The 19258-nt window shown below is 64.6% G+C and carries 17 protein-coding genes and 1 pseudogene; 14 read left to right on the forward strand and 4 right to left on the reverse strand.

The genetic code is table 11. The features are described 5' to 3' along the window. Positions 1–368 precede the first annotated feature (368 nt). From X727_RS149700 to X727_RS149685, 4 genes are all read right to left on the reverse strand, one after another. Positions 369–932, reverse strand: a complete 564-nt coding sequence (locus X727_RS149700; protein ID WP_023672848.1) for an ActR/PrrA/RegA family redox response regulator transcription factor — start codon at positions 930–932, stop codon at positions 369–371. An 86-nt stretch (positions 933–1018) separates the two neighbouring features. Next, a complete protein-coding gene (locus tag X727_RS149695) occupies positions 1019–2344 on the reverse strand; it encodes an ActS/PrrB/RegB family redox-sensitive histidine kinase (protein ID WP_023834377.1) in 1326 nt (441 codons plus the stop codon). A gap of 32 nt (positions 2345–2376) precedes the next feature. After that, on the reverse strand, positions 2377–4839 hold the full coding sequence (gene hrpB, locus X727_RS149690) for an ATP-dependent helicase HrpB (RefSeq protein ID WP_023834378.1): 2463 nt from the start codon (positions 4837–4839) through the stop codon (positions 2377–2379). 40 nt (positions 4840–4879) lie between these two features. Continuing rightward, positions 4880–5770: a DMT family transporter gene (locus X727_RS149685; protein ID WP_023694178.1), complete on the reverse strand. Its 891-nt coding sequence runs from the start codon at positions 5768–5770 to the stop codon at positions 4880–4882. 26 nt (positions 5771–5796) lie between these two features. On the opposite strand from X727_RS149685, the gene X727_RS149680 reads away from it, so the two are divergent. The 14 genes and pseudogenes from X727_RS149680 to dhaK all read left to right on the forward strand — a co-directional run bounded on the left by X727_RS149680 (position 5797) and on the right by dhaK (position 18924). Further along, positions 5797–6495: a PIG-L deacetylase family protein gene (locus tag X727_RS149680; RefSeq protein WP_023715560.1), complete on the forward strand. Its 699-nt coding sequence runs from the start codon at positions 5797–5799 to the stop codon at positions 6493–6495. 255 nt (positions 6496–6750) lie between these two features. Further along, positions 6751–8158, forward strand: a pseudogene (locus tag X727_RS01000000164750) (ABC transporter substrate-binding protein). 229 nt (positions 8159–8387) lie between these two features. After that, entirely contained in the window at positions 8388–9335 is a 948-nt protein-coding gene (locus X727_RS149675; protein ID WP_031198535.1) for a sugar ABC transporter permease, read from the forward strand. Further along, complete coding sequence (locus tag X727_RS149670; protein ID WP_023668775.1) at positions 9332–10282, forward strand: carbohydrate ABC transporter permease; 951 nt, start codon at positions 9332–9334, stop codon at positions 10280–10282. The genes X727_RS149675 and X727_RS149670 overlap by 4 nt, the downstream gene beginning before the upstream one ends. A gap of 214 nt (positions 10283–10496) precedes the next feature. Further along, entirely contained in the window at positions 10497–10700 is a 204-nt protein-coding gene (locus X727_RS149665; RefSeq protein ID WP_023668776.1) for a hypothetical protein, read from the forward strand. A gap of 2 nt (positions 10701–10702) precedes the next feature. After that, positions 10703–11815 carry an ABC transporter ATP-binding protein gene (locus X727_RS149660; RefSeq protein WP_023707800.1) on the forward strand — a complete coding sequence of 371 codons (1113 nt, stop codon included), beginning with the start codon at positions 10703–10705 and terminating at the stop codon, positions 11813–11815. After that, on the forward strand, positions 11808–12821 hold the full coding sequence (locus tag X727_RS149655) for an ABC transporter ATP-binding protein (protein ID WP_023668778.1): 1014 nt from the start codon (positions 11808–11810) through the stop codon (positions 12819–12821). Before X727_RS149660 ends, X727_RS149655 begins: the two co-directional genes overlap by 8 nt. Positions 12822–12885: 64 nt before the next feature. Beyond that, positions 12886–14526, forward strand: coding sequence for a dihydroxyacetone kinase subunit DhaK (locus X727_RS149650; RefSeq protein WP_023834379.1), 1641 nt, complete (start codon positions 12886–12888; stop codon positions 14524–14526). A gap of 70 nt (positions 14527–14596) precedes the next feature. Beyond that, positions 14597–15199, forward strand: coding sequence for a dihydroxyacetone kinase subunit DhaL (gene dhaL / locus X727_RS149645; RefSeq protein ID WP_023668780.1), 603 nt, complete (start codon positions 14597–14599; stop codon positions 15197–15199). After that, a complete protein-coding gene (dhaM, locus tag X727_RS149640; protein WP_023725850.1) occupies positions 15196–15585 on the forward strand; it encodes a dihydroxyacetone kinase phosphoryl donor subunit DhaM in 390 nt (129 codons plus the stop codon). The genes dhaL and dhaM overlap by 4 nt, the downstream gene beginning before the upstream one ends. A gap of 21 nt (positions 15586–15606) precedes the next feature. Then, complete coding sequence (locus X727_RS149635) at positions 15607–15909, forward strand: HPr family phosphocarrier protein (protein ID WP_023684207.1); 303 nt, start codon at positions 15607–15609, stop codon at positions 15907–15909. Then, entirely contained in the window at positions 15893–17479 is a 1587-nt protein-coding gene (ptsP, locus tag X727_RS149630) for a phosphoenolpyruvate--protein phosphotransferase (protein WP_023745213.1), read from the forward strand. The genes X727_RS149635 and ptsP overlap by 17 nt, the downstream gene beginning before the upstream one ends. 10 nt (positions 17480–17489) lie before the next feature. Further along, positions 17490–17915: a hypothetical protein gene (locus X727_RS149625; RefSeq protein WP_023668784.1), complete on the forward strand. Its 426-nt coding sequence runs from the start codon at positions 17490–17492 to the stop codon at positions 17913–17915. A 22-nt stretch (positions 17916–17937) separates the two neighbouring features. Next, a complete protein-coding gene (dhaK, locus tag X727_RS149620; protein WP_023668785.1) occupies positions 17938–18924 on the forward strand; it encodes a dihydroxyacetone kinase subunit DhaK in 987 nt (328 codons plus the stop codon). Positions 18925–19258: the final 334 nt, after the last annotated feature.

Consider the following 19258-nt stretch of genomic DNA (forward strand, 5'->3'; position numbering starts at 1 on the left):
CCAATCCGCTTGGCGCTGCGGCGGACGCATAGGGGGAGAGAAGTGTCACCTATGTATCCGGTTCAAAGTGTTACCCATCTATCGGCTGGACANGCCGCACCGCCGCGCCAACCAATCTGCTTGGCGCTGCGGCGGACGCATAGGGGGAGAGAAGTGTCACCTATGTATCCGGTTCAAAGTGTTACCCATCTATCGGCTGGACAGCAGCTTCAGCCTCGCCGTCGTCTCCTGCAACGCCGGCGATTGGCGAAGCCGGCGATGAGAGCGCCCCTCTCCCCCGTCTCTATACGGGGAGAGGACGCCGGCAGGCAGGTGAGGGGCAGCGCTGAGGTCGGCAATTGGCGGCCGGCGCCGCCGGCGCGTGAACCTCAGCGTGGTGCGCGCTTGGCGAGTATGCGCTGCAGCGTGCGGCGATGCATGTTGAGCCGGCGCGCGGTTTCCGACACGTTGCGGTCGCACATTTCGTAGACGCGCTGGATGTGTTCCCAGCGCACGCGGTCGGCCGACATCGGATTTTCCGGGGGGGCGGCGCGCTCGCCGGCGGTGCGGGTGAGCGCTGCAAACACGTCGTCGGCGTCAGCCGGCTTCGACAGATAGTCGATGGCGCCGAGCTTCACCGCGGTCACCGCGGTGGCGATGTTGCCGTAGCCGGTGAGGATGACGGTGCGGGCATCGTCGCGCTTCTCGCGGATGGCGGCGACGACGTCGAGGCCGTTGCCGTCGCCAAGCCGCATGTCGACCACCGCATAGGCTGGCGGGTGGGCGCGCGCCTTGGCCACTGCCTCCTCGACGCTCTCGGCCGTCTCGACCACGAAACCCCTGGTTTCCATGGCGCGGGCCAGCCGCGTCAGGAACGGCTTGTCGTCGTCGACGATGAGCAGCGAGGTGTCCTCGCCTTCGACCATTGCGCCAATTGCTTCTTCGCCAGTCATTATCTTAAAAAATCCTGCTGCCTTAATTTTACGCAGATATAGTTCCTGAACGCCATTGTCCAATTTTGCCGCCTCCGCCAAGGCTTTTACGCGGTGTCGAACATCGAGATCCCCACCGATTCCGGGTTGAGGAAGACCGTGCGCGGCCACGATATCTGCACGATCGCGCCCTCGCCCAGCCCGCTCGAATTGCGGAAATCGAGCGTGGCGCCGGAGCGTTCGAGCAAGGTCTTGGCGATGAACAGCCCGAGGCCCAGGCCACCGCCGGCTTCGTTGCCCTGGCGCGTCGACATATAGGGCTCGCCGATGCGGTCGATGATTTCGGGGGGAAAGCCCGGCCCGTCATCGATGATCGAGAAGGTGACGTCGAGTTCGTCCCAGCTCCATCGCACCGTCACACTGTTGCGGGCGAAGTCGACGGCGTTCTCGACAAGATTGCCGAGGCCGTAGATGACCCCGGGGTTGCGTCGTCCCACCGGTTCGGGGCCGACGCGCTCGCCCGGCCGAAGCTTGATCGAGATGCCGAAATCGCGGTGCGGCGCGGTCACCTCCTCGACCAGCGAGGTCAGCGGCAGACGCGACAGATGCGCCTCGCCCTCGGAGGACAGGCTGGTCAGCCGCTTCAGGATCTCGCGGCAGCGCTCGCTCTGCGACCGCAGAAGTTTGACGTCCTCACCGTATTTTGGGTCGTCGCCAAGTGCCTTTTCCATCTCCTTGGAGACAAGGGCGATGGTGGCGAGCGGCGTGCCGAGTTCGTGCGCGGCGGCGGCGGCAAGCCCATCCAGAGCCGACAGATGCTGCTCGCGCTGCAACACCAGTTCGGTGGCGGCAAGCGCATTGGCGAGCAGGCGGGCTTCCTCGGCGACGCGGAAGGCATAGATGGCGGTGAAGGCGATCGAGGAAAACACCGCCATCCATATGCCGGCGACATAGATGAATGGCATGGGCAGCGGCGCGCCCTCATACCATGGCAGCGGCTGATGGAAGAAGACCAGCAACGTGGCCGCCGCCATGACCAGCGCGCCGAGCACCGCAGTCAGCCGGAGCGGCAGCGACGCCGCCGAGATGACGACGGGCACGGTCATCAGCACCGAGAACGGGTTGGTGAGGCCGCCTGTCAAATAGAGCAGGCCGGCAAGCTGCAGGCTGTCGAAGGTCAGGATGAAAAAGGCTGAGAACGGGGTCAGCCGGTGCGCTGCCGGATAGCGGAAGGTCAGCACCAGGTTGAGCCAGGCCGAGCAGGCGACCAGCGCGAAGCAGAAGCTGACCGGCAGCGGGAATTTGAGCCCATAGGCGACGACCAGCACCGTCAGGCTCTGGCCGACGATGGCCAGCCAGCGCAGCCGGATCAGCGTGTTGAGGCGCAGCCGCTGGCTTTGCTGGAAGTCTGGGGCGTGCAGGATGTTGATCATAGCGAAGGATTATAACCGGGAAAGGACGAGCGCTAGGTCCCTCGCGGTTTGGCGCGGGCGGTGGCCGCAGCGAGCAGCGGATTTTCCGGCCAGACATGGCGGGGATAACGGCCGCGCATATCGGTGCGCACATCGGCCCAGGAGCCGCGCCAGAAGCCGGGCAGGTCGCGCGTCGTCTGGATCGGCCGGTGCGCCGGCGACAACAGCTCGAGCGTCAGCTGTACGGTGCCGTTGGCGATTGCCGGATGGCGGTCAAGGCCGAATAGTTCCTGCACGCGGATGGCCAGCACCGGCCATTCGCCGTCATAGCGGATCGGCACATGGCTGCCGGAGGGCGCGTCGAAATGGGTCGGCGCCAGTGTGCCGATCTTGCGCTGCAAATCATGCGGCACCAGCGCCATCAGGCCCGACGACAGCACGCCGGGATCGATGGCGGCGAAGGACGCCTTGCCCGACAGGAACGGCAGCAGCCAGTCGTCGAGGCGTTCGAGCAGGGCGGCTTCCGAAACATCGGGCCAGGGCGCGCCGAGGCCGCGATGCAGCCAGCCTAGGCGCTGGCGCAGCGTCTCGCCGTCCTTGCTCCATTCCAGCAGCGACAGGCCGTGCTCGCGCAAGGCATCTGTTATGGCGCGGTCGGCGTCTGTTCCAGTTGGTGCGGGCAGCATGCGCTCCGACAAAGTGATGGCGCCGAGCCTGGCGGTCTCGCGCACGCGCACCGCGCGCCGCTCGCGGTCGAAGCTTGTCTCGCGGCGCGTCTCGATCCTGTCGGCGAGAGCGGCACGGATGTCGGTCTCGTGGACCGCGGCCGCGGCGGTTATACGAGCGTTTTGCGCCTTGCCTTGCAGATCGGCGACGACCAGCCAGGTCTCGCCGGCCAGCGGATCGGCGGCGTCGACCATTGCACCGGAGCCATTGGCCAGCACAAAACGGCCGCGCTCACCGCGCGCTTTTGCGACACGGTCCGGCCAGGCGTGGATGAGGAGAAGACCGGCAGAAGCGGTTTCGCTGCTCTTGGCGCCGCCCGCCTCCTTCGCCAATCGCCCGGCAAGCTGCCTTGCCGCAACGGCGCGCGGTGACTTTTCGGTGCGGAAGCGCATCAAGCGCCGTTCGAGGTCGGCACCGTCGCCGCCGAGACCACGCTCGGTGAGCAGGACGGCTAGCATCGCAGCCTCGAGCGCGTGGCCGCCGCCAGCGGCTTCAGCGACCATGTGTGCGAGCCGCACGGGCAGGGCCAGCTTGCGCATCGCGCCGCCCGCCTCCGTCAGCCGGCCGGCTGCATCGATGGCGTGCAGCGCCAGGAGCAGCGCCCGCGCCTCGTTGAGCGCGGGAATGGGCGGCGGATCGAGGAAGGACAGGCTTGCGGGATCGGCGACGCCGAAGGCGGCGCAATCGAGCAGTAGGCCGGACAGGTCGGCTTCCAGAATCTCGGGTGGGGTGAAGGCGGGAAGGGCCGCCGTCTGCTCGGCCCGCCAGAGGCGGATGGCGACGCCTGGCTGTGTACGCCCGGCGCGGCCGGCGCGCTGGTCGGCGGACGCCCTGGAAACGCGCACCGTCTCCAGCCGGGTCAGGCCGCTCGCCGGTTCGTAGCGCGGCAGCCGCGACAGGCCGGAATCGATGACGACGCGCACGCCGTCGATGGTGATCGAGGTCTCGGCGATCGACGTCGCCAGCACCACCTTGCGGCGGCCGGGCGGCGCCGGTTTGATGGCGGCATCCTGCGCCCTGTTGTCGAGCTGGCCGTAGAGCGGCACGATGTCGGTGTCGGCGCCGAGCCGGCCCTGCAGCCGCTCGGCGGTGCGCTCGATCTCGCGCTGTCCCGGCAGGAAGGCGAGCACGCTGCCGCTCTCGCCGGCAAGAGCGGAGCGGATCGCCTTGGCCATGGCGTCTTCGATGGGAACGCCGGCTGGCCGCTCGTCGTATCTGACATCTACGGGGAACGCACGGCCTTGGCTTTCGATCACCGGGGCGCCGGACAGGAGTTTCGCGACGCGCGCGCCATCGAGCGTTGCCGACATCACCAGCAGCCGCAAATCCGGCCGCAGCGCGCCCTGCACGTCGAGCGCCAGCGCCAGGCCGAAATCGCCGTCGAGCGAGCGCTCGTGGAATTCGTCGAAAATCACCGCCGAGACGCCGGGCAGCTCGGGATCGTCTAGGATCATGCGCGCCAGGACGCCTTCGGTGACGACCAGGATTTTTGTCCGGGCCGATGTGCGGTTTTCCATGCGCATGGCATAGCCGACAGTGGCGCCAGGCTCTTCATCAAGCAATTCGGCCATGCGGCGGGCGGCGGCGCGGGCGGCGAGCCGGCGCGGTTCGAGCAGGACGATCTTGCCGGCGACCAGCCAGGGCGCATCGAGCAGCGCCAGCGGCACCAGCGTCGTCTTGCCGGCGCCGGGCGGCGCCACCAGAACGGCGCTGTTGCCGGAGCCGAGCGCCTCGCGCAGGGCCGGCAGCACGGCGGATACCGGAAGCTCCGGCAAGGATCTCGTCGTCATTGCGTCCGCATATCAGCGGTCACCACAACCGTGCAACGGCTCAAAGCCTCGTGCGCGCAAACGGGTTCCAGCGCACCGTGCCCAGCCGCACCTCCTCGCGCACCATGGTGAGCAGGCCGGACGCGCCAACGACGGCCAAGCCGACCAGCGATATCCAGTCCGGATACTCCTGGAAGAACAACGCACCGAGGATCACCGCCCAGACGATCTGCGAATAATGCGTCGGCGCGATGCGGTTGGCCGGTGCGTATTTGGCGGCCAGCAACTGCAGCAATTGGCCGCCGGCGGTAAAGGCGCCGCCCAGCACCAGCCACAGCAGCTGCATGGCGTTGGGGAGGGTGAACGATGTGGCGATGGTGCCGGCCCCGTTGAACAGCAGCCCGTAACCGATGAGCACGCCGAGCATGGTGGTGCGCTTTTCCTGCTGGGCGAGCGACCGCATCAGGATGACGCTGGCCGCGGCAAGGAAGGCCACCGTGAAGGCGGCAAGGTGTCCGAGATGCAACTCGCGAAAACCTGGCCGCACCACCAGCATGACACCTGCAAAGCCGGCAACCACCGCCAGCCAGCGCCATGGACCGACCTTTTCTTTCAGGATGACGGTCGAGAGAATGGTAACGCAAAGCGGCGCCAGGAAGATCAGTGCATAGGTCTCGGCCAGCGGAATGGTGGTGAAGGCGTAGACGCTGAGCACGCCCGAGGCGATGCCGGCCCAGGCGCGGGCCTGCACCGCCCATGGCCGCCCGGTGCGCCAGAAGTCGCGCCAGCGCTCATCGACTGGGCGGCTGAAAAACAGGAAGCAGCCGGCAAACAGCGTGATGAAGAAGCCGATCTCGAAGACGGTGAACTGTCCGCCAAGGCTCTTGATAACGGCATCGCTGCACGAATAGCTTGCATAGGCGATGAGGGCGAGCAGGATTCCGTTCGTCACGTTTTTCCATTTCCGGGGAGAGTGCAGTGAAGGTATTGGCGCTCGGCGCGCATCCCGACGACATCGAGATATTCATGTTCGGTACGCTGGCTGCCTATGCCACGCAAGGCGCAGAACTGACTTTTGCCGTGGCCACGGATGGCGCCAGGGGCGGCATGGGCGACCCGAGCGTTTTGGCTCGTGTCCGCCGCGACGAGGCGGCGGCCGCTGCGGCGCTGCTCGGCGCAACCCTTCGCTTTCTCGACTTTCCCGACGGCGAACTGGTGGCTGATGCGGCACTGATCGCTTCGCTGAAAGCGCTGATACGCGAGACCGCGGCGGATCTGGTTATCACGCATGCCCCCAACGACTATCACGCCGACCATCGTGCTTTGTCGGACGGCGTGCGCATCGCGGCCTCGTTCGGCGTCCCCGTGCTGCATGCCGACACGATGGGCGGCACCGGCTTTGCGCCGACGCATTACGTCGACATTTCCGCCTACGGCGATATCAAGACGCAGGCGATCCGAGCGCACCAATCGCAGTGGCCGGAGCAATATGTCGACAGAGCGCGCGTTCAGAATGAGTTTCGCGCCGGGCAATGCAACAGCGTTCCCGGCTCCCTGGCCGAGGCCTTCCGATTCGAGCCGACATTTCCCTTCGCCGACATCCGCGCGCTGCTGCCGCCCGCGCCCCCTGTCCGGCCGGTGACGCCGCAGACGAAAATTATAGGCGACCCCGGCTAAGCAACTTCCGGGCGAGCCGTCCGGCAAATCATTTCCCAACGATTTCAATCGCCGTTTGGCCATGTTGCGGCGCAGCGACGAATTCGCTTGCCTTGTTTAGTAAAAATTGCATCACTAAACAAATTACTAAACATCTGCGGCGCACCGCGCCGCCCTGGCGACGCATAGCGCGCCGTGTTTAGCCCCTCGGAGGAGCGAGGGTTGAGGGGTTCTTGAAACGGCCATCCGGGCGCGTTTCGCAAATGGGAGGAAGGCATGAAATCGAGCTTGAAACTGGCGTTGGGGCTGGCTTCGGCGATTACCGCGTCGACAGCCGTCTCGAACGCCGCGCACGCTGAAGACCTGACGCTTTGCTGGGCCGCCTGGGATCCGGCAAACGCGCTGGTCGAACTGTCCAAGGATTTTACCAAGGAAACCGGCATCGGCATGAAATTCGAATTCGTGCCGTGGACCAACTATGCCGACCGCTTCCTCAACGAGCTCAACTCGCACGGCAAACTGTGCGACCTGATCATCGGCGACAGCCAGTGGATCGGCGGCTCGGCCGAGAACGGCCACTACGTCAAGCTGAACGACTTCTTCGACAAGGAGAAGATCAGCATGGACGACTTCGTGCCGGCAACAGTCGTCGGCTATTCCGAATGGCCGAAGAACACGCCGAACTACTGGGCGCTGCCGGCCATGGGCGACGTCGTCGGCTGGACCTACCGTAAGGATTGGTTCTCCAAGCCGGAGCTGCAGAAGGAATTCAAGGAAAAATATGGCTGGGATCTCGGCCCGCCGACCACCTTCGACCAACTGAAGCAGGTCGCCGAGTTCTTCCAGAAGCGCGAGATCGACGGCAAGACCGTCTATGGCGCTTCGATCTACACCGAGCGTGGCTCGGAAGGCATCACCATGGGCGCCATGGACGTGCTCTACAGCTACGGCTTCCAGTATGAAAACCCCAAGAAGCCCTACGAGATGGAAGGCTTCGTCAATTCGCCAGACGCGGTCAAAGGCCTGGAGTTCTACAAGTCGCTCTACGATTGCTGCACGCCTCCGGGTGCCTCGAACAGCTATATGGGCGAAGGCGTCGACGCCTTCAAATCCGGTCAGGTGGCCATGCACATGAACTTCGCCTTCACCTGGCCCGGCCTGCAGAAGGACGAGAATGTCGGCGGTGATAAGATCGGCTACTTCGTCAATCCGAAGGGTCCCGGCGGTGCCCAGTTTGCGCAGCTTGGCGGCCAGGGCATTTCGGTCGTGTCCTATTCAGACAAGCAGGAATCGGCGCTGAAATACATCAAGTGGTTCGCCAACAAGGATGTACAGGCCAAATGGTGGTCGCTCGGCGGCTATTCCTGCCTNGCTGAAATACATCAAGTGGTTCGCCAACAAGGATGTACAGGCCAAATGGTGGTCGCTCGGCGGCTATTCCTGCCTGAACGCGGTGGTCAAGGACCCGGCCTTCCCGTCCAGCCAGCCCTATGCACAGACCTTCCTCGACTCGATGGCGATCGTGAAGGACTTCTGGGCCGAGCCGAGCTACGCACCGCTGCTGCAGGCGTCGCAGAAGCGCTTCCACGACTATGTCGTTGCCGGCCAGGGTTCGGCCAAGGACGCGCTTGACGGCCTGGTCAAGGACTGGACGCAAGTGTTCCAGGACGACGGCAAGATGTAACCGGACCAACGGCTCCTCCCGAGCCTGACCCCAGAGGCGGATGATTTTCAGGCCGAATCGATCAGAAATCATCCGCCTCAGGGCTAAAAAGAGAGAGAGCATGATGTCGTCCGAAAACCGCTTCACACTTTTCGGCATCATGCTCTTGGTCCCGTGCTGCCCTTGGCACGGGACGCAGTTCAGATAAATTCCAGTGTCGAGACTTGACGTGACCGAAGCAGGACTCACCATGCTCAATCGGACTGCGGAGAACGTTGCCCGGGCGACCCCGGAGCCGTTGGCCCGCAAGGTCCGGGGGATCAGCGACAAGGGCCTCGCCTGGCTGTTCATCTCGCCGACGATCCTGTTGCTCTTGGCCATCAACATCTTCCCGCTGTTCTGGGCGATCTACCTGTCCTTCACCAACTTCCGCGCGAACCGCCCGAACGAGGTGGTGAAAAACCTCGGCTTCGCCAATTACCAGCGCATCCTCGGCGACCAGGACATCTGGATCGCCATGCAGACGACGGCGCATTTCGTGTTCTGGACGATCCTGCTGCAGACGCTGATCGGTTTCACGCTGGCATGGCTGATCGACAGGAAGTTTCGCGGCCACGCCTTCTGGACGACCATCATCCTGGTGCCGATGATGCTGTCGCCGGCGGTGGTCGGCAATTTCTGGCGTTTCCTCTACGAGCCGCAGATCGGCCTGTTCGCCTACGCCATCTCGTTCGTCACCCGGATACCACCGACCGACATCCAGATGCTGTCCAACGTGTCGCTGGCGCCGTGGTCGATCATCATCGTCGACACCTGGATGTGGACGCCCTATGTTATGCTGATCTGTCTCGCCGGCCTGCGCTCCATCCCCGAATACATCTATGAAGCCGCCGAGGTCGACCGCGCGTCCAACTGGCGGCAGTTCTGGTCGATCACGCTGCCGATGGCGCTGCCCTTCATCATGCTGGCGGTGCTGTTTCGCGGCATCGAGAACTTCAAGATGTTCGACATGGTCAACCTGCTGACCGGTGGCGGGCCGGGCTCGACCACCGAGGTCGCCTCGATCACGCTGAAGCGGCAGGCCTTCGAGAGCTGGCGCACCGGATATTCCTCGGCCTTCGCCATCATCCTGTTCGTCGCGGTGTTTGGGCTGGCCAACATCTACGTCAAGGCGCTGAACAAGGTGAAGCAGAGATGAGCCTGACCACCGCCCACTCCGTCGTCGCCCCCTCGGCCAATTCGAAGCGGATCGCCGGCACGATCATCGTGCTCTACGCGCTGATCTCGATCGTGCCGTTGCTGTGGATCTTCGCCACCAGCTTCAAGACGCCGCCGGATTCGATCGCCTATCCGCCCAAGATTCTGTTCCAGCCGAGCATCGAGGGCTATTGCAACCTGTTCACGACGCGCACCAGGCAAACGGCCGAGTATATCAACTCGCTCGGACCCGCGACCGGTTTCTGCGACGAGACCTCGCGCAAGCGCAACATGGTGATTGCCGGCCCGTCCAACTTCCTGCCGCGCTTCGTCAACTCACTGATCATCGCCTTCGGTTCCACCTTCTGCGCCGTATTCCTCGGCACGCTTTCGGCCTACGGTTTCTCGCGCTTCAAGGTGCCGCTGGCCGATGACCTTCTGTTCTTCATCCTGTCGACGCGCTTCATGCCACCGATCGCGGTCGCGATTCCCATCTACCTGATGTACCGCGAGCTCGGCCTGTCCGACACCGCGCTCGGCATGATCCTGCTCTACACCGCGGTCAACGTGTCGCTCGCGGTGTGGCTGCTGAAAGGCTTCATCGACGAGATCCCGCGCGAGTATGAAGAAGCGGCGATGATCGACGGCTATACCAGGCTGCAGGCCTTCTGGCGCACCGTGCTGCCGCAAGCGACTACCGGCATCGCCGCGACCGCCATCTTCTGCCTGATCTTCGCCTGGAACGAATATGCGTTCGCCGCACTCCTGACCTCCGGCACCGCGCAGACCGCGCCGCCCTTCATCCCGACCATCATCGGCGAAGGCGGCCAGGACTGGCCGGCGGTGGCGGCCGGCACGACCATCTTCCTGGTGCCGATCCTGGTCTTCACCATCCTGCTTCGCAAACAATTGCTGCGCGGCATCACTTTTGGGGCGGTGCGCAAATGATTGGTGTGCCAGGTCGACCCCCACTCCGTCGAGCTTCGCTCGACACCTCTCCCCCGATCGACGGGGTAGAGGAAGGACGCGAACTTCATTCAGCCAGGCTCCCTTCCTCTCCCTCCGGAGGGGGGAGAGGTGGCGCTGCGAAGCAGCGACGGAGTGGGGGAACCACCTGGCAACCGTCTCGCCCCGTTGCCGGGCAGAAGGAAGGAAGCTGCGCATGACGCGCCCAGCCATCTCCAAAAAGTCATCCTGGCCTCGCTGGGCCCGGCGCGGCCTGATGGAAAACATCGCCACGACGCTGATCGCCATTGGATTCCTGATGCTGTTCCAGCCCTTCGCGCTGGCGCTCTACACCTACTCCTTCATCACCATGCTCGCCGGCACGGTGATGTTCATCATCGTCTCGAAGTTCCCGGAATAATCATGGCCGAAATCCGCGTCCAACATTTGAGAAAGGCCTTCGGCGATTTCGTCGCGGTGCAGGATTCCAGCTTCGTCGTCGAAGATGGTGAGTTCTTCGTCATGCTTGGTCCCTCGGGCTGCGGCAAGACGACGACGCTGCGCATGGTCGCCGGCCTCGAATTGCCGACCGGCGGCCAGATCCTGCTCGGCGGCGAGGACGTCACCATGCGCCGGGCGCGCGAACGCGACATCGCCTTCGTCTTCCAGCTGTTCGCGCTCTATCCGCATATGAACGTGCGCAAGAACATCGGCTTCCCGCTTCTCGCGCAAGGCATGCCCTCGGCCGAGATTCGAAGCCGTGTCGAGGAAACGGCGAAGCTGCTGCGCATCGACCATCTGCTCAACAAATCGGTCTCGGGCCTTGCCGGCGGTGACCGCCAGCGCGTGGCGCTCGGTCGCGCCATCGTGCGACGGCCAAAATGCTTCCTGATGGACGAGCCGCTCGGCACGCTCGACACCGAATTCCGCGATCTGATGGTGCATGAGCTGCGCGAGCTGCACAACCGCATCCACGCCACCACCGTCTATGTCACGCACGACCAGATGGAAGCGATGTCGATGGCCGACAAGATCGCCGTGATGAACCATGGCGTTATCGAACAGTTCGGCAGCCCGCGCGAAATCTACGACCGCCCGGCAACCATGTTCGTCGCCGACTTCATCGGCTCGCCGCCGATGAATTTCCTGGGCTTCGGTGGCGGGCTGGCGAAGGGGGCGAAGGAAATCGTCGTCCAGGGCGCCAAGGTGGCGGTGCCGGAAGTGCGCGAGGAAATTGCGCCCGCCGACATGGCGCTCGGCATCCGTCCCGAGCACATCCGTTTCGACGATGCGTCGAAACTGCGCGGCACCATCTACGGCACCGAATATCTCGGCACGACGCAGATCGTGGCGGTGGAGACGGCGGACGGCATCATCAAGGCGCGGGTGCCGGCCGAAATCCGGCTCGCTGCCGGCGATCATGTCGGGCTGACGTTGAACAGCGCGCGGCTGTCGCTGTTCGACAAGGGCTCGGGTCGGGCGGTGCGCACCGCGATCCACGATACCGCCTCTCAAGGGAGAGCGCAGCATGGCTGACGTGCACATCAAGGGCGTGACCAAAAGCTTCGGCGACCATGTCGCCGTCGATGGCCTCGACCTTAACATCGCCGATGGCGAATTCGTCGTGCTGCTCGGCCCGACCGGCGCCGGCAAGACGACGACGCTGAGATTGATCGCCGGACTGGAGCGGCCGGATGGCGGCACGATCCATATTGGCGGCCACGATGCGACGACGCTGTCGCCGGCCGAGCGCGACACCGCTTTCGTCTTCCAGCAATATTCGCTCTACCCGCATCTGTCAGTCTACGACAACCTCGCCTTCCCGCTGCGCTCGCCGGCGCGGAAAGTACCGGAGGACCAGATTCGCCGCCGCGTCGAAGAGGTGGCAAAGATGGTGCGCATCCACCACAAGCTCGCCAACCGCTCGACCAAGCTGTCGGGCGGCGAGATGCAGCGCGTCGCCATCGGCCGAGCGTTGGTGCGCAAACCGTCGATCTATCTGATGGACGAACCGCTGTCGTCGCTGGATGCCAAATTGCGCGCCGATCTCAGGCTCGAACTCAAGCGCATCCAAGCCGAGCTCGGCGCCACCATGCTCTATGTCACGCACGACCAGATCGAGGCGATGACCATGGCGGACCGCATCGGCATCCTCAACAATGGCGTGCTGGTGCAGATCGGCACGCCGCGCACCATCTATTCCGAGCCGGCAAACCTTCATGTCGCCGCACGGCTCGGCCAGCCGGCGATCAATCTGCTGCCAGCGGGACTGCTGCCTGATGGTGGGGCGCCGACCGGAACCAAGACCATCGGCGCGCGCACCGAGCATCTGTCGATCGAGAAGACCGCAAACGGCCATGCCGACGGCGTCGTCGACTGGGTCGAACATCTCGGGGACCAGAACCATCTGCATGTTACGGTCGGCCCGAAGAAACTGGTGACGCTCACCGACCCCGATACGGATCTGGCCGAGGGCGACAAAGTGGTGATCCGCTACCGCTCGCCACTTTATTTCGGCGCCGACGGACAAAGACTGATGTGAGGTTTTCGGTGTCTCGCCAAGGGCACGGCACCGGCTTCTGATTGACGAATACAGGACGAATTCGATGAAGCACTTTTTCAACCGCAGGGAAACGATCGTCACCGAGGCGCTGGACGGGCTGTTGCGGACTATCGGTTCCGGCGATCTCGCGCGCCTCGACGGTTACCCCGAGATCAAGGTCGTGCTGCGCGCCGACTGGGACAAGGCGAAAGTTGCCGTCGTCTCCGGTGGCGGCGCCGGACACGAACCGTCTCATGCCGGCTTTGTCGGCAAGGGCATGCTGACGGCGGCGGTTTCGGGCGAGATCTTTGCCTCGCCCAGCGTCGAGGCGGTGCTGGCGGCCATCCGCGCGGTGACCGGCCCCGCCGGCTGCCTGCTGATCGTCAAGAACTACACCGGCGACCGGCTCAATTTCGGCCTGGCGGCCGAGAAGGCGCGCGCCGAGGGGTTTCGCGTCGAGATGGCGATCGTTGCCGACGACATCGCCCTGCCGGGTATCAACCAGCCGCGCGGCGTCGCCGGCACCTTGTTCGTGCACAAGATCGCCGGCCATTTGGCGGAGACCGGTCAGGACTTGGCAGCCGTTGCTACAGCCGCTCGCGCGGCGGCGAAGGACATCGTCTCGCTCGGCACGTCGCTGTCGTCCTGCTCGATCCCCGGCCAGCCACATGAAGAGCGGTTCGGCGAAAATGACGGCGAACTCGGCCTCGGCATCCATGGCGAGCCGGGCGTCGAGCGCATCGCGGTGCAAAGCGCCGACAAGCTGGTGGCGATCATGGCGGAGCGGCTGGCCGCGCGGCTCGACCCGAACGCCAGCCACGCGTTGCTCATCAACAATCTCGGCTCGGTGCCGCCGCTTGAGATGTCGCTGGTCGCCAATGCCGTGCTGGCCTCGCCGCTGGCCAAGACCGTGAAGCTTGCGATCGGCCCCGGACCGCTGATGACGGCGCTCAACATGAACGGTTTTTCGCTGTCGCTGATCAAGCTCGATGCGGCGCGCGAGGCAGCCTTGCTGGCGCCTGTCGGCCCACATGCCTGGATGCCGGCCAAAACCGTCGTCGCGCCGGCTATCGTGCCTATGGCGAAAGCGGCTGGAAACAGCGCAGCCCAAAGGGCCAGCCAGGATTCCGGCACCAGGCGTTTGATCATCACGGTCTGCGAACGGCTGATCGCGCTCGAAGAGACACTGAACGGGCTCGACGCCAAGGCGGGCGATGGCGATACCGGTTCGACGGTTGCGACCGGCGCGCGCAGCGTGCTGGAACGGCTCGATGCGCTGCCGCTGGCCGACCCTGCCGCCACGCTTGCGGCTATAGGCGATAGTCTGGGCGTCGCAATGGGCGGCTCCTCAGGCGTCTTGCTGTCGATCTTCTTCACGGCGGCGGCTCAGGCTTCGAACGGCGGAGCAACCCTGTCCAAGGCGCTGCTTGCCGGGCTTGACCGGATGACCTTCTATGGCGGCGCCAGGGTCGGCGACCGCACCATGGTCGATGCCTTGGAGCCGGGGCTGAAGGCGCTCGATGCCAAGGGGCTGGATGCCGCGGCTACAGCGGCACGGCACGGCGCCGAGGCGACCGCGGCCATGGAGAAGGCGAAGGCCGGGCGCTCCGCCTATGTCGGCACCAAATTGCAGGGCGTAGTCGACCCTGGCGCCCATGCCGTGGCCGAAGTGTTCGCGGCCGCCGCGCTGCATGCAACGGCCTGACGGCATGCTTAGATTGTCGAATGAAAACTCTTGCGATACTGCCGGCAGGATCGAAACCGGGAATCTGGACATGGCAGCGTTCGACCTTGCCAGGCTGATCACCGCCGCCGCGGACACGATCGCCGCTCACTCGGAAGAGTTGACCGCGCTCGACCAGGCGATCGGCGACGGTGACCATGGGCTGAACATGAAGCGCGGGTTTGAGGCCTTGCGTGCCGATGCCGAGGCGTTTTCGGCCAAGCCGCTGCCCGAGGCGCTGAAGGCGATCGGCACCAAGCTGGTGATGACGGTTGGCGGTGCATCCGGGCCGCTCTTCGGTACATTGTTCCTGGCGCTGGGCAAGGAGATTTCGGGAGAGCCGGATCGTGCCAATCTGGCGGCTGCTTTCGGCAAGGCAATCGAAGCTGTGGCCGCCAGAGGCAAATCCCAGGTCGGTCAAAAGACCATGCTCGATGTGCTGCAACCTGTGCAGGACGCGTTGGTCGAAGGAAAGACGGCCATGGAAATTGCAGATATCGCCGACATGGCTGCCGAGGCGACCGTGCCGATGAAGGCAACACGCGGTCGCGCCTCATTCCTCGGCGACCGCTCAATCGGTCATATGGATGCCGGCGGACGCTCTGTGGCGCTGCTGGTGCGGACCGTCGCCGAAACCGTCGAGGGCCAAGCATGAGCAATGTCGGCATCGTCATCGTCTCGCATTCGCCGCTGGTTGCCGAAGGCACGGCCGACATGGTGCGGCAGATGGTGGGCGACGAAGTGCCGCTTGCATGGTGCGGCGGAAACGGCCATGGCGGGCTCGGCACCAGCGTCGAAGCGATCATGGGCGCCATCGACAAGGCGTGGTCGGAGGCGGGCGTCGCCATACTGGTCGATCTCGGCGGCGCCGAGACCAATTCGGAAATGGCGGTGGAAATGATCGGCGAGCCGCGGGCGCTCAGGATTATCGTCTGCAACGCGCCGATCGTCGAAGGCGCGGTGATGGCTGCGACGGAGGCGTCCGGCGGGGCCTCGCTGAAGGAAGTGGTGGCGACGGCGCATGAATTGTCGCCGTCGTGAGCGAACGGGAATTTTGACCTGATGTCCGCATTTGCCGAGGCCACCGTCCTGATCACCCACGAGGTAGGTCTGCACGCGCGCCCTTCGGTGAAGTTCACCAAGCTTGCCAAGAGCTTTGCCGCCGAGGTGGAGATTGCGCTTGCCGCCAACGGCCCATGGTTCGACGCCAAGAGCATCGTCAAGGTGATGGCGGCCAGGGCGCCGAAAGGCACCATGCTGCACATCCGGGCCACAGGCGACGGCGCCGATGATGCCGTGAGAGCGCTGGCCGAGCTGGTGCGACGCGGTTTCGACGAGGATGCGGGCCATGCCCGAACCGCTTAGGCTGCAAGGCATTTCGGCCTCGGCCGGCTATGCCGAGGGGCCGTTGTTCAACCTCGACAACGGCACCGCGCACTACACGGGCAAGGCGAGCGCCGCGGACGAGAAGGCCGCATTGGAAGCAGCTATCGCCAGCGCGACGGACCGGCTCGCGACCCTGATCGAAACCGCCGATGACGAGGCCGCCGGCATTCTCGAATTCCAGCTCGCCATGCTTGGGGACGAGGCACTGACCGGCCCGGCTTTTGCCGCGATCGCGTCCGGCATGCCGGCTGACATGGCCTGGCGACAGGCGCTGGACGCCGAGATCTCCGGCTACGAAACGTCAGACCAGGACTATTTCCGGGCTCGCGCCGCCGATATCAGCGATATCCGCGACCGCGTGCTGCGCGCCCTTACCGAGGAGCAGGAGAGCGCTCCACCAGCCGGCGCCATTCTCTATGGCGAGGACATCGCGCCGACGCGCTTTCTCGAGACCGACTGGAGCACCGGCGGCGGCATCGCGCTGAGGGCCGGCAGCGCCGCCAGCCACGTCGCCATGCTGGCGCGCTCGCGCGGCGTGCCGATGGTGGTGGGGCTTGGCGCTTCGCCGGCTAATCCCGTCGGTCTGGCTCTGCTCGATGCGGAGCATGGCGGTATCGTGCTTTCGCCGACCACGACCGAGATCGAAGCGTTCCACCGGTCCTCGTCCTCGTTTGTGGCACATCGAGACAAGGCCGGAGTCTATCTCGCGAAACCGGCGGTAACCCGGGCCGGGACGACAGTGCGCGTGCAGGTCAACATCGCCGATCCGTCCGAGGTCGACGGCATCGACATTTCGACCTGCGACGGGGTCGGGCTGATGCGCACCGAATTCCTGTTCGGCAAGGCGCCGCCGGACGAGGAGACGCAATACCAGGCCTATCGCAAGGTGCTGGAATGGGCAGGCGACAAGCCGGTAACCATCCGTACCGTCGACGCCGGCGGCGACAAGCCGGTGCCGGGCTTCACCGTCGAGGAGAGCAACCCGTTCCTCGGGCTGCGTGGCATCAGGCTGTCGCTGGCAAGGCCGGAGGTGTTTCGCGTACAGATCCGGGCGCTGCTGCGCGCGGCGGTGCACGGCAATCTGAAGGTGATGTTTCCGATGATCGCCGTCGCGGAGGAATACCAACGCGCCGCCGCTCTGTTCGTGGAGGAGCAGGCCGGGCTTGCCGCGCGCGGCATCGCGCAAAAAATGCCGCCGCTCGGCATCATGGTCGAGGTGCCTTCGGTGGCGATCGCGCCGGAGGCGTTCGCCGATGTCGCCTTCTTCTCGATCGGTTCGAACGATCTGACCCAATATGTAATGGCGGCTGCCCGCGATAACGCAGCCGTGGCGCATCTTAATTCTGTCCGCCATCCCGCCGTGTTACGGCTGATCGGCTCGGTTGCCGCTTTTGGCCTGCGCGCGAAAATCCCAGTCAGCCTGTGCGGCGATGCCGGCGGCGATCCGGCATCGATCCCGGCACTGCTCGAGGCCGGCCTGCGGGATCTCTCGGTGGCTCCCGCCCAACTCGCCATGGCCAAGGCGGCCATCTCGGATGCATCGGTCTAGGATGACTGAGATGGCCGACAAGACACCAGAAGCCGGCTCCGAAGAGGCGATCCGCGCCTACAAGACGATCCTGTCGCAGGTCATCGACCAGCGACCGTCGGGTATGCGACAACGCCTTGCCGACGCGCTTGGCAAGCACCGCAGCTTCGTCACCCAGATTTCCAGCGCGGCCTATTCGACCCCGATCCCGTCAAAACATCTGCCGGCTATTTTTTCGGTCTGCCATTTCAGTCCGGCCGAGCGCGATCAGTTTCTGGCTGCCTATCATCTGGCGCATCCCGGCAAGATGTCGGTTGCGGCAGGCATGCGCAAGACCCGGCATGTCTCGCTGATCGTGCCCGATTTCGGCGACGACAAGCAGAATGCAGCGCTCGACAAGGCGATCAACGAATTCATCCAGAAGATCACCAGCATCACCGGCAGGAGTGGCGGCTGATCGTGTTGTGTCGGGAGGACACATGAAGAAGTTTATGAATTCCGTCGACACGGTGCTGACCGAAAGCCTCAACGGCTTCGTTGCAGCTCATGCCGACATCCTGGTGCTGGGCGAGGAGCACAAATTCATTCGCCGCAAGGTGATGAAGCCGGGGAAGGTGGCGCTGATCTCGGGCGGCGGTTCCGGCCACGAGCCGCTGCATGCCGGCTTTGTCGGTCACGGCATGCTGGACGCCGCCTGCCCCGGCCAGGTCTTCACCTCGCCAACGCCGGACCAGATACTGGCGGCGGCCGCCGCCGTCGATACCGGCGCCGGCTGCCTGTTCATCGTCAAGAACTATGAAGGCGACGTGATGAATTTCGACATGGCCGGCGAAATGGCCGACGGCGTCCTGCAGGTGGTGATCAATGATGACGTCGCCGTCGAGAATTCGTCCTTTACGACCGGCCGGCGCGGCGTCGCCGGCACGCTGGTGGTGGAGAAGATCGTCGGCGCCGCCGCCGAGCAAGGCATGGCGCTGGCGGATCTCAAGGCGCTCGGCGGTCGCATCAACAGCGCGACGCGTTCGATGGGCGTGGCGCTGACCAGTTGCACGGTGCCGGCGGCCGGCAGGCCGACCTTCGAGATTGGTGATGGCGAGATGGAATTCGGCGTCGGCATTCATGGCGAGCCCGGCCGGCGTCGCGACACGTTGAAAAGCGCCGATGCGATCGCCGAAGAGATTTGCGCCGCGATCCTGGGCGATCTCGGCGACAGGGCGAAAGGCCCGGCACTGTTGTTCATCAACGGCTTTGGCGGCACGCCGCTGATGGAGCTCTATCTGATGTACAACAGCGCCCGAAACATCTTCGAAAAACAGGGCGTGACGGTGACCCGCTCGCTGGTCGGGTCCTACGTGACATCGCTCGACATGGCCGGCTGCTCGATCACGCTGACCATGCTGGATGACGAGGCAACGTCAATGTGGGACGCGCCGGTGCACACAGCCGCGCTGCGCTGGGGACTGTAACGGAGGGGCCTTGCCCATATCCCGAACAGGCGGCTTATGAACTTGCCTTAGCCTGCGGGACCGGACGGACCGTTACCCGCAGTCACGCCGACAGATTGCCCGCCTGCAGCGCGGCTTGCCTTGCGGCCGACCGCTCCGGCTTCATCCAAACCGAAGCCGTAGAAGTCTTATCGCGGTATCGGCAGCGACGGCCCGGCCACCACGCTGGACAACTTTCCTGCCTTGCGCAGCACGGGCGCTTCATACTTTTTCTTGGCCATTCCAAACACCCTTTTCAGTCAGTGCAAAAGAATGGACCGAAACCGTGGAAAGTCAATTCATGAGCTGGCTCTGC

The organism is Mesorhizobium sp. L103C105A0 (assembly GCF_000502215.1).
GTDB lineage: Bacteria > Pseudomonadota > Alphaproteobacteria > Rhizobiales > Rhizobiaceae > Mesorhizobium.

Excerpts from the sequence above, each read along its gene's own strand:
- X727_RS149700 (WP_023672848.1), bottom strand. The coding sequence starts at position 932 with ATGACTGGCGAAGAAGCAATTGGCGCAATGGTCGAAGGCGAGGACACC.
- X727_RS149695 (WP_023834377.1), bottom strand. The coding sequence starts at position 2,344 with ATGATCAACATCCTGCACGCCCCAGACTTCCAGCAAAGCCAGCGGCTG.
- hrpB (WP_023834378.1), bottom strand. The coding sequence starts at position 4,839 with ATGACGACGAGATCCTTGCCGGAGCTTCCGGTATCCGCCGTGCTGCCG.
- X727_RS149675 (WP_031198535.1), top strand. The coding sequence starts at position 8,388 with ATGCTCAATCGGACTGCGGAGAACGTTGCCCGGGCGACCCCGGAGCCG.
- X727_RS149670 (WP_023668775.1), top strand. The coding sequence starts at position 9,332 with ATGAGCCTGACCACCGCCCACTCCGTCGTCGCCCCCTCGGCCAATTCG.
- X727_RS149665 (WP_023668776.1), top strand. The coding sequence starts at position 10,497 with ATGACGCGCCCAGCCATCTCCAAAAAGTCATCCTGGCCTCGCTGGGCC.
- X727_RS149660 (WP_023707800.1), top strand. The coding sequence starts at position 10,703 with ATGGCCGAAATCCGCGTCCAACATTTGAGAAAGGCCTTCGGCGATTTC.
- X727_RS149655 (WP_023668778.1), top strand. The coding sequence starts at position 11,808 with ATGGCTGACGTGCACATCAAGGGCGTGACCAAAAGCTTCGGCGACCAT.
- X727_RS149650 (WP_023834379.1), top strand. The coding sequence starts at position 12,886 with ATGAAGCACTTTTTCAACCGCAGGGAAACGATCGTCACCGAGGCGCTG.
- dhaL (WP_023668780.1), top strand. The coding sequence starts at position 14,597 with ATGGCAGCGTTCGACCTTGCCAGGCTGATCACCGCCGCCGCGGACACG.
- dhaM (WP_023725850.1), top strand. The coding sequence starts at position 15,196 with ATGAGCAATGTCGGCATCGTCATCGTCTCGCATTCGCCGCTGGTTGCC.
- X727_RS149635 (WP_023684207.1), top strand. The coding sequence starts at position 15,607 with ATGTCCGCATTTGCCGAGGCCACCGTCCTGATCACCCACGAGGTAGGT.
- ptsP (WP_023745213.1), top strand. The coding sequence starts at position 15,893 with ATGCCCGAACCGCTTAGGCTGCAAGGCATTTCGGCCTCGGCCGGCTAT.
- X727_RS149625 (WP_023668784.1), top strand. The coding sequence starts at position 17,490 with ATGGCCGACAAGACACCAGAAGCCGGCTCCGAAGAGGCGATCCGCGCC.
- dhaK (WP_023668785.1), top strand. The coding sequence starts at position 17,938 with ATGAAGAAGTTTATGAATTCCGTCGACACGGTGCTGACCGAAAGCCTC.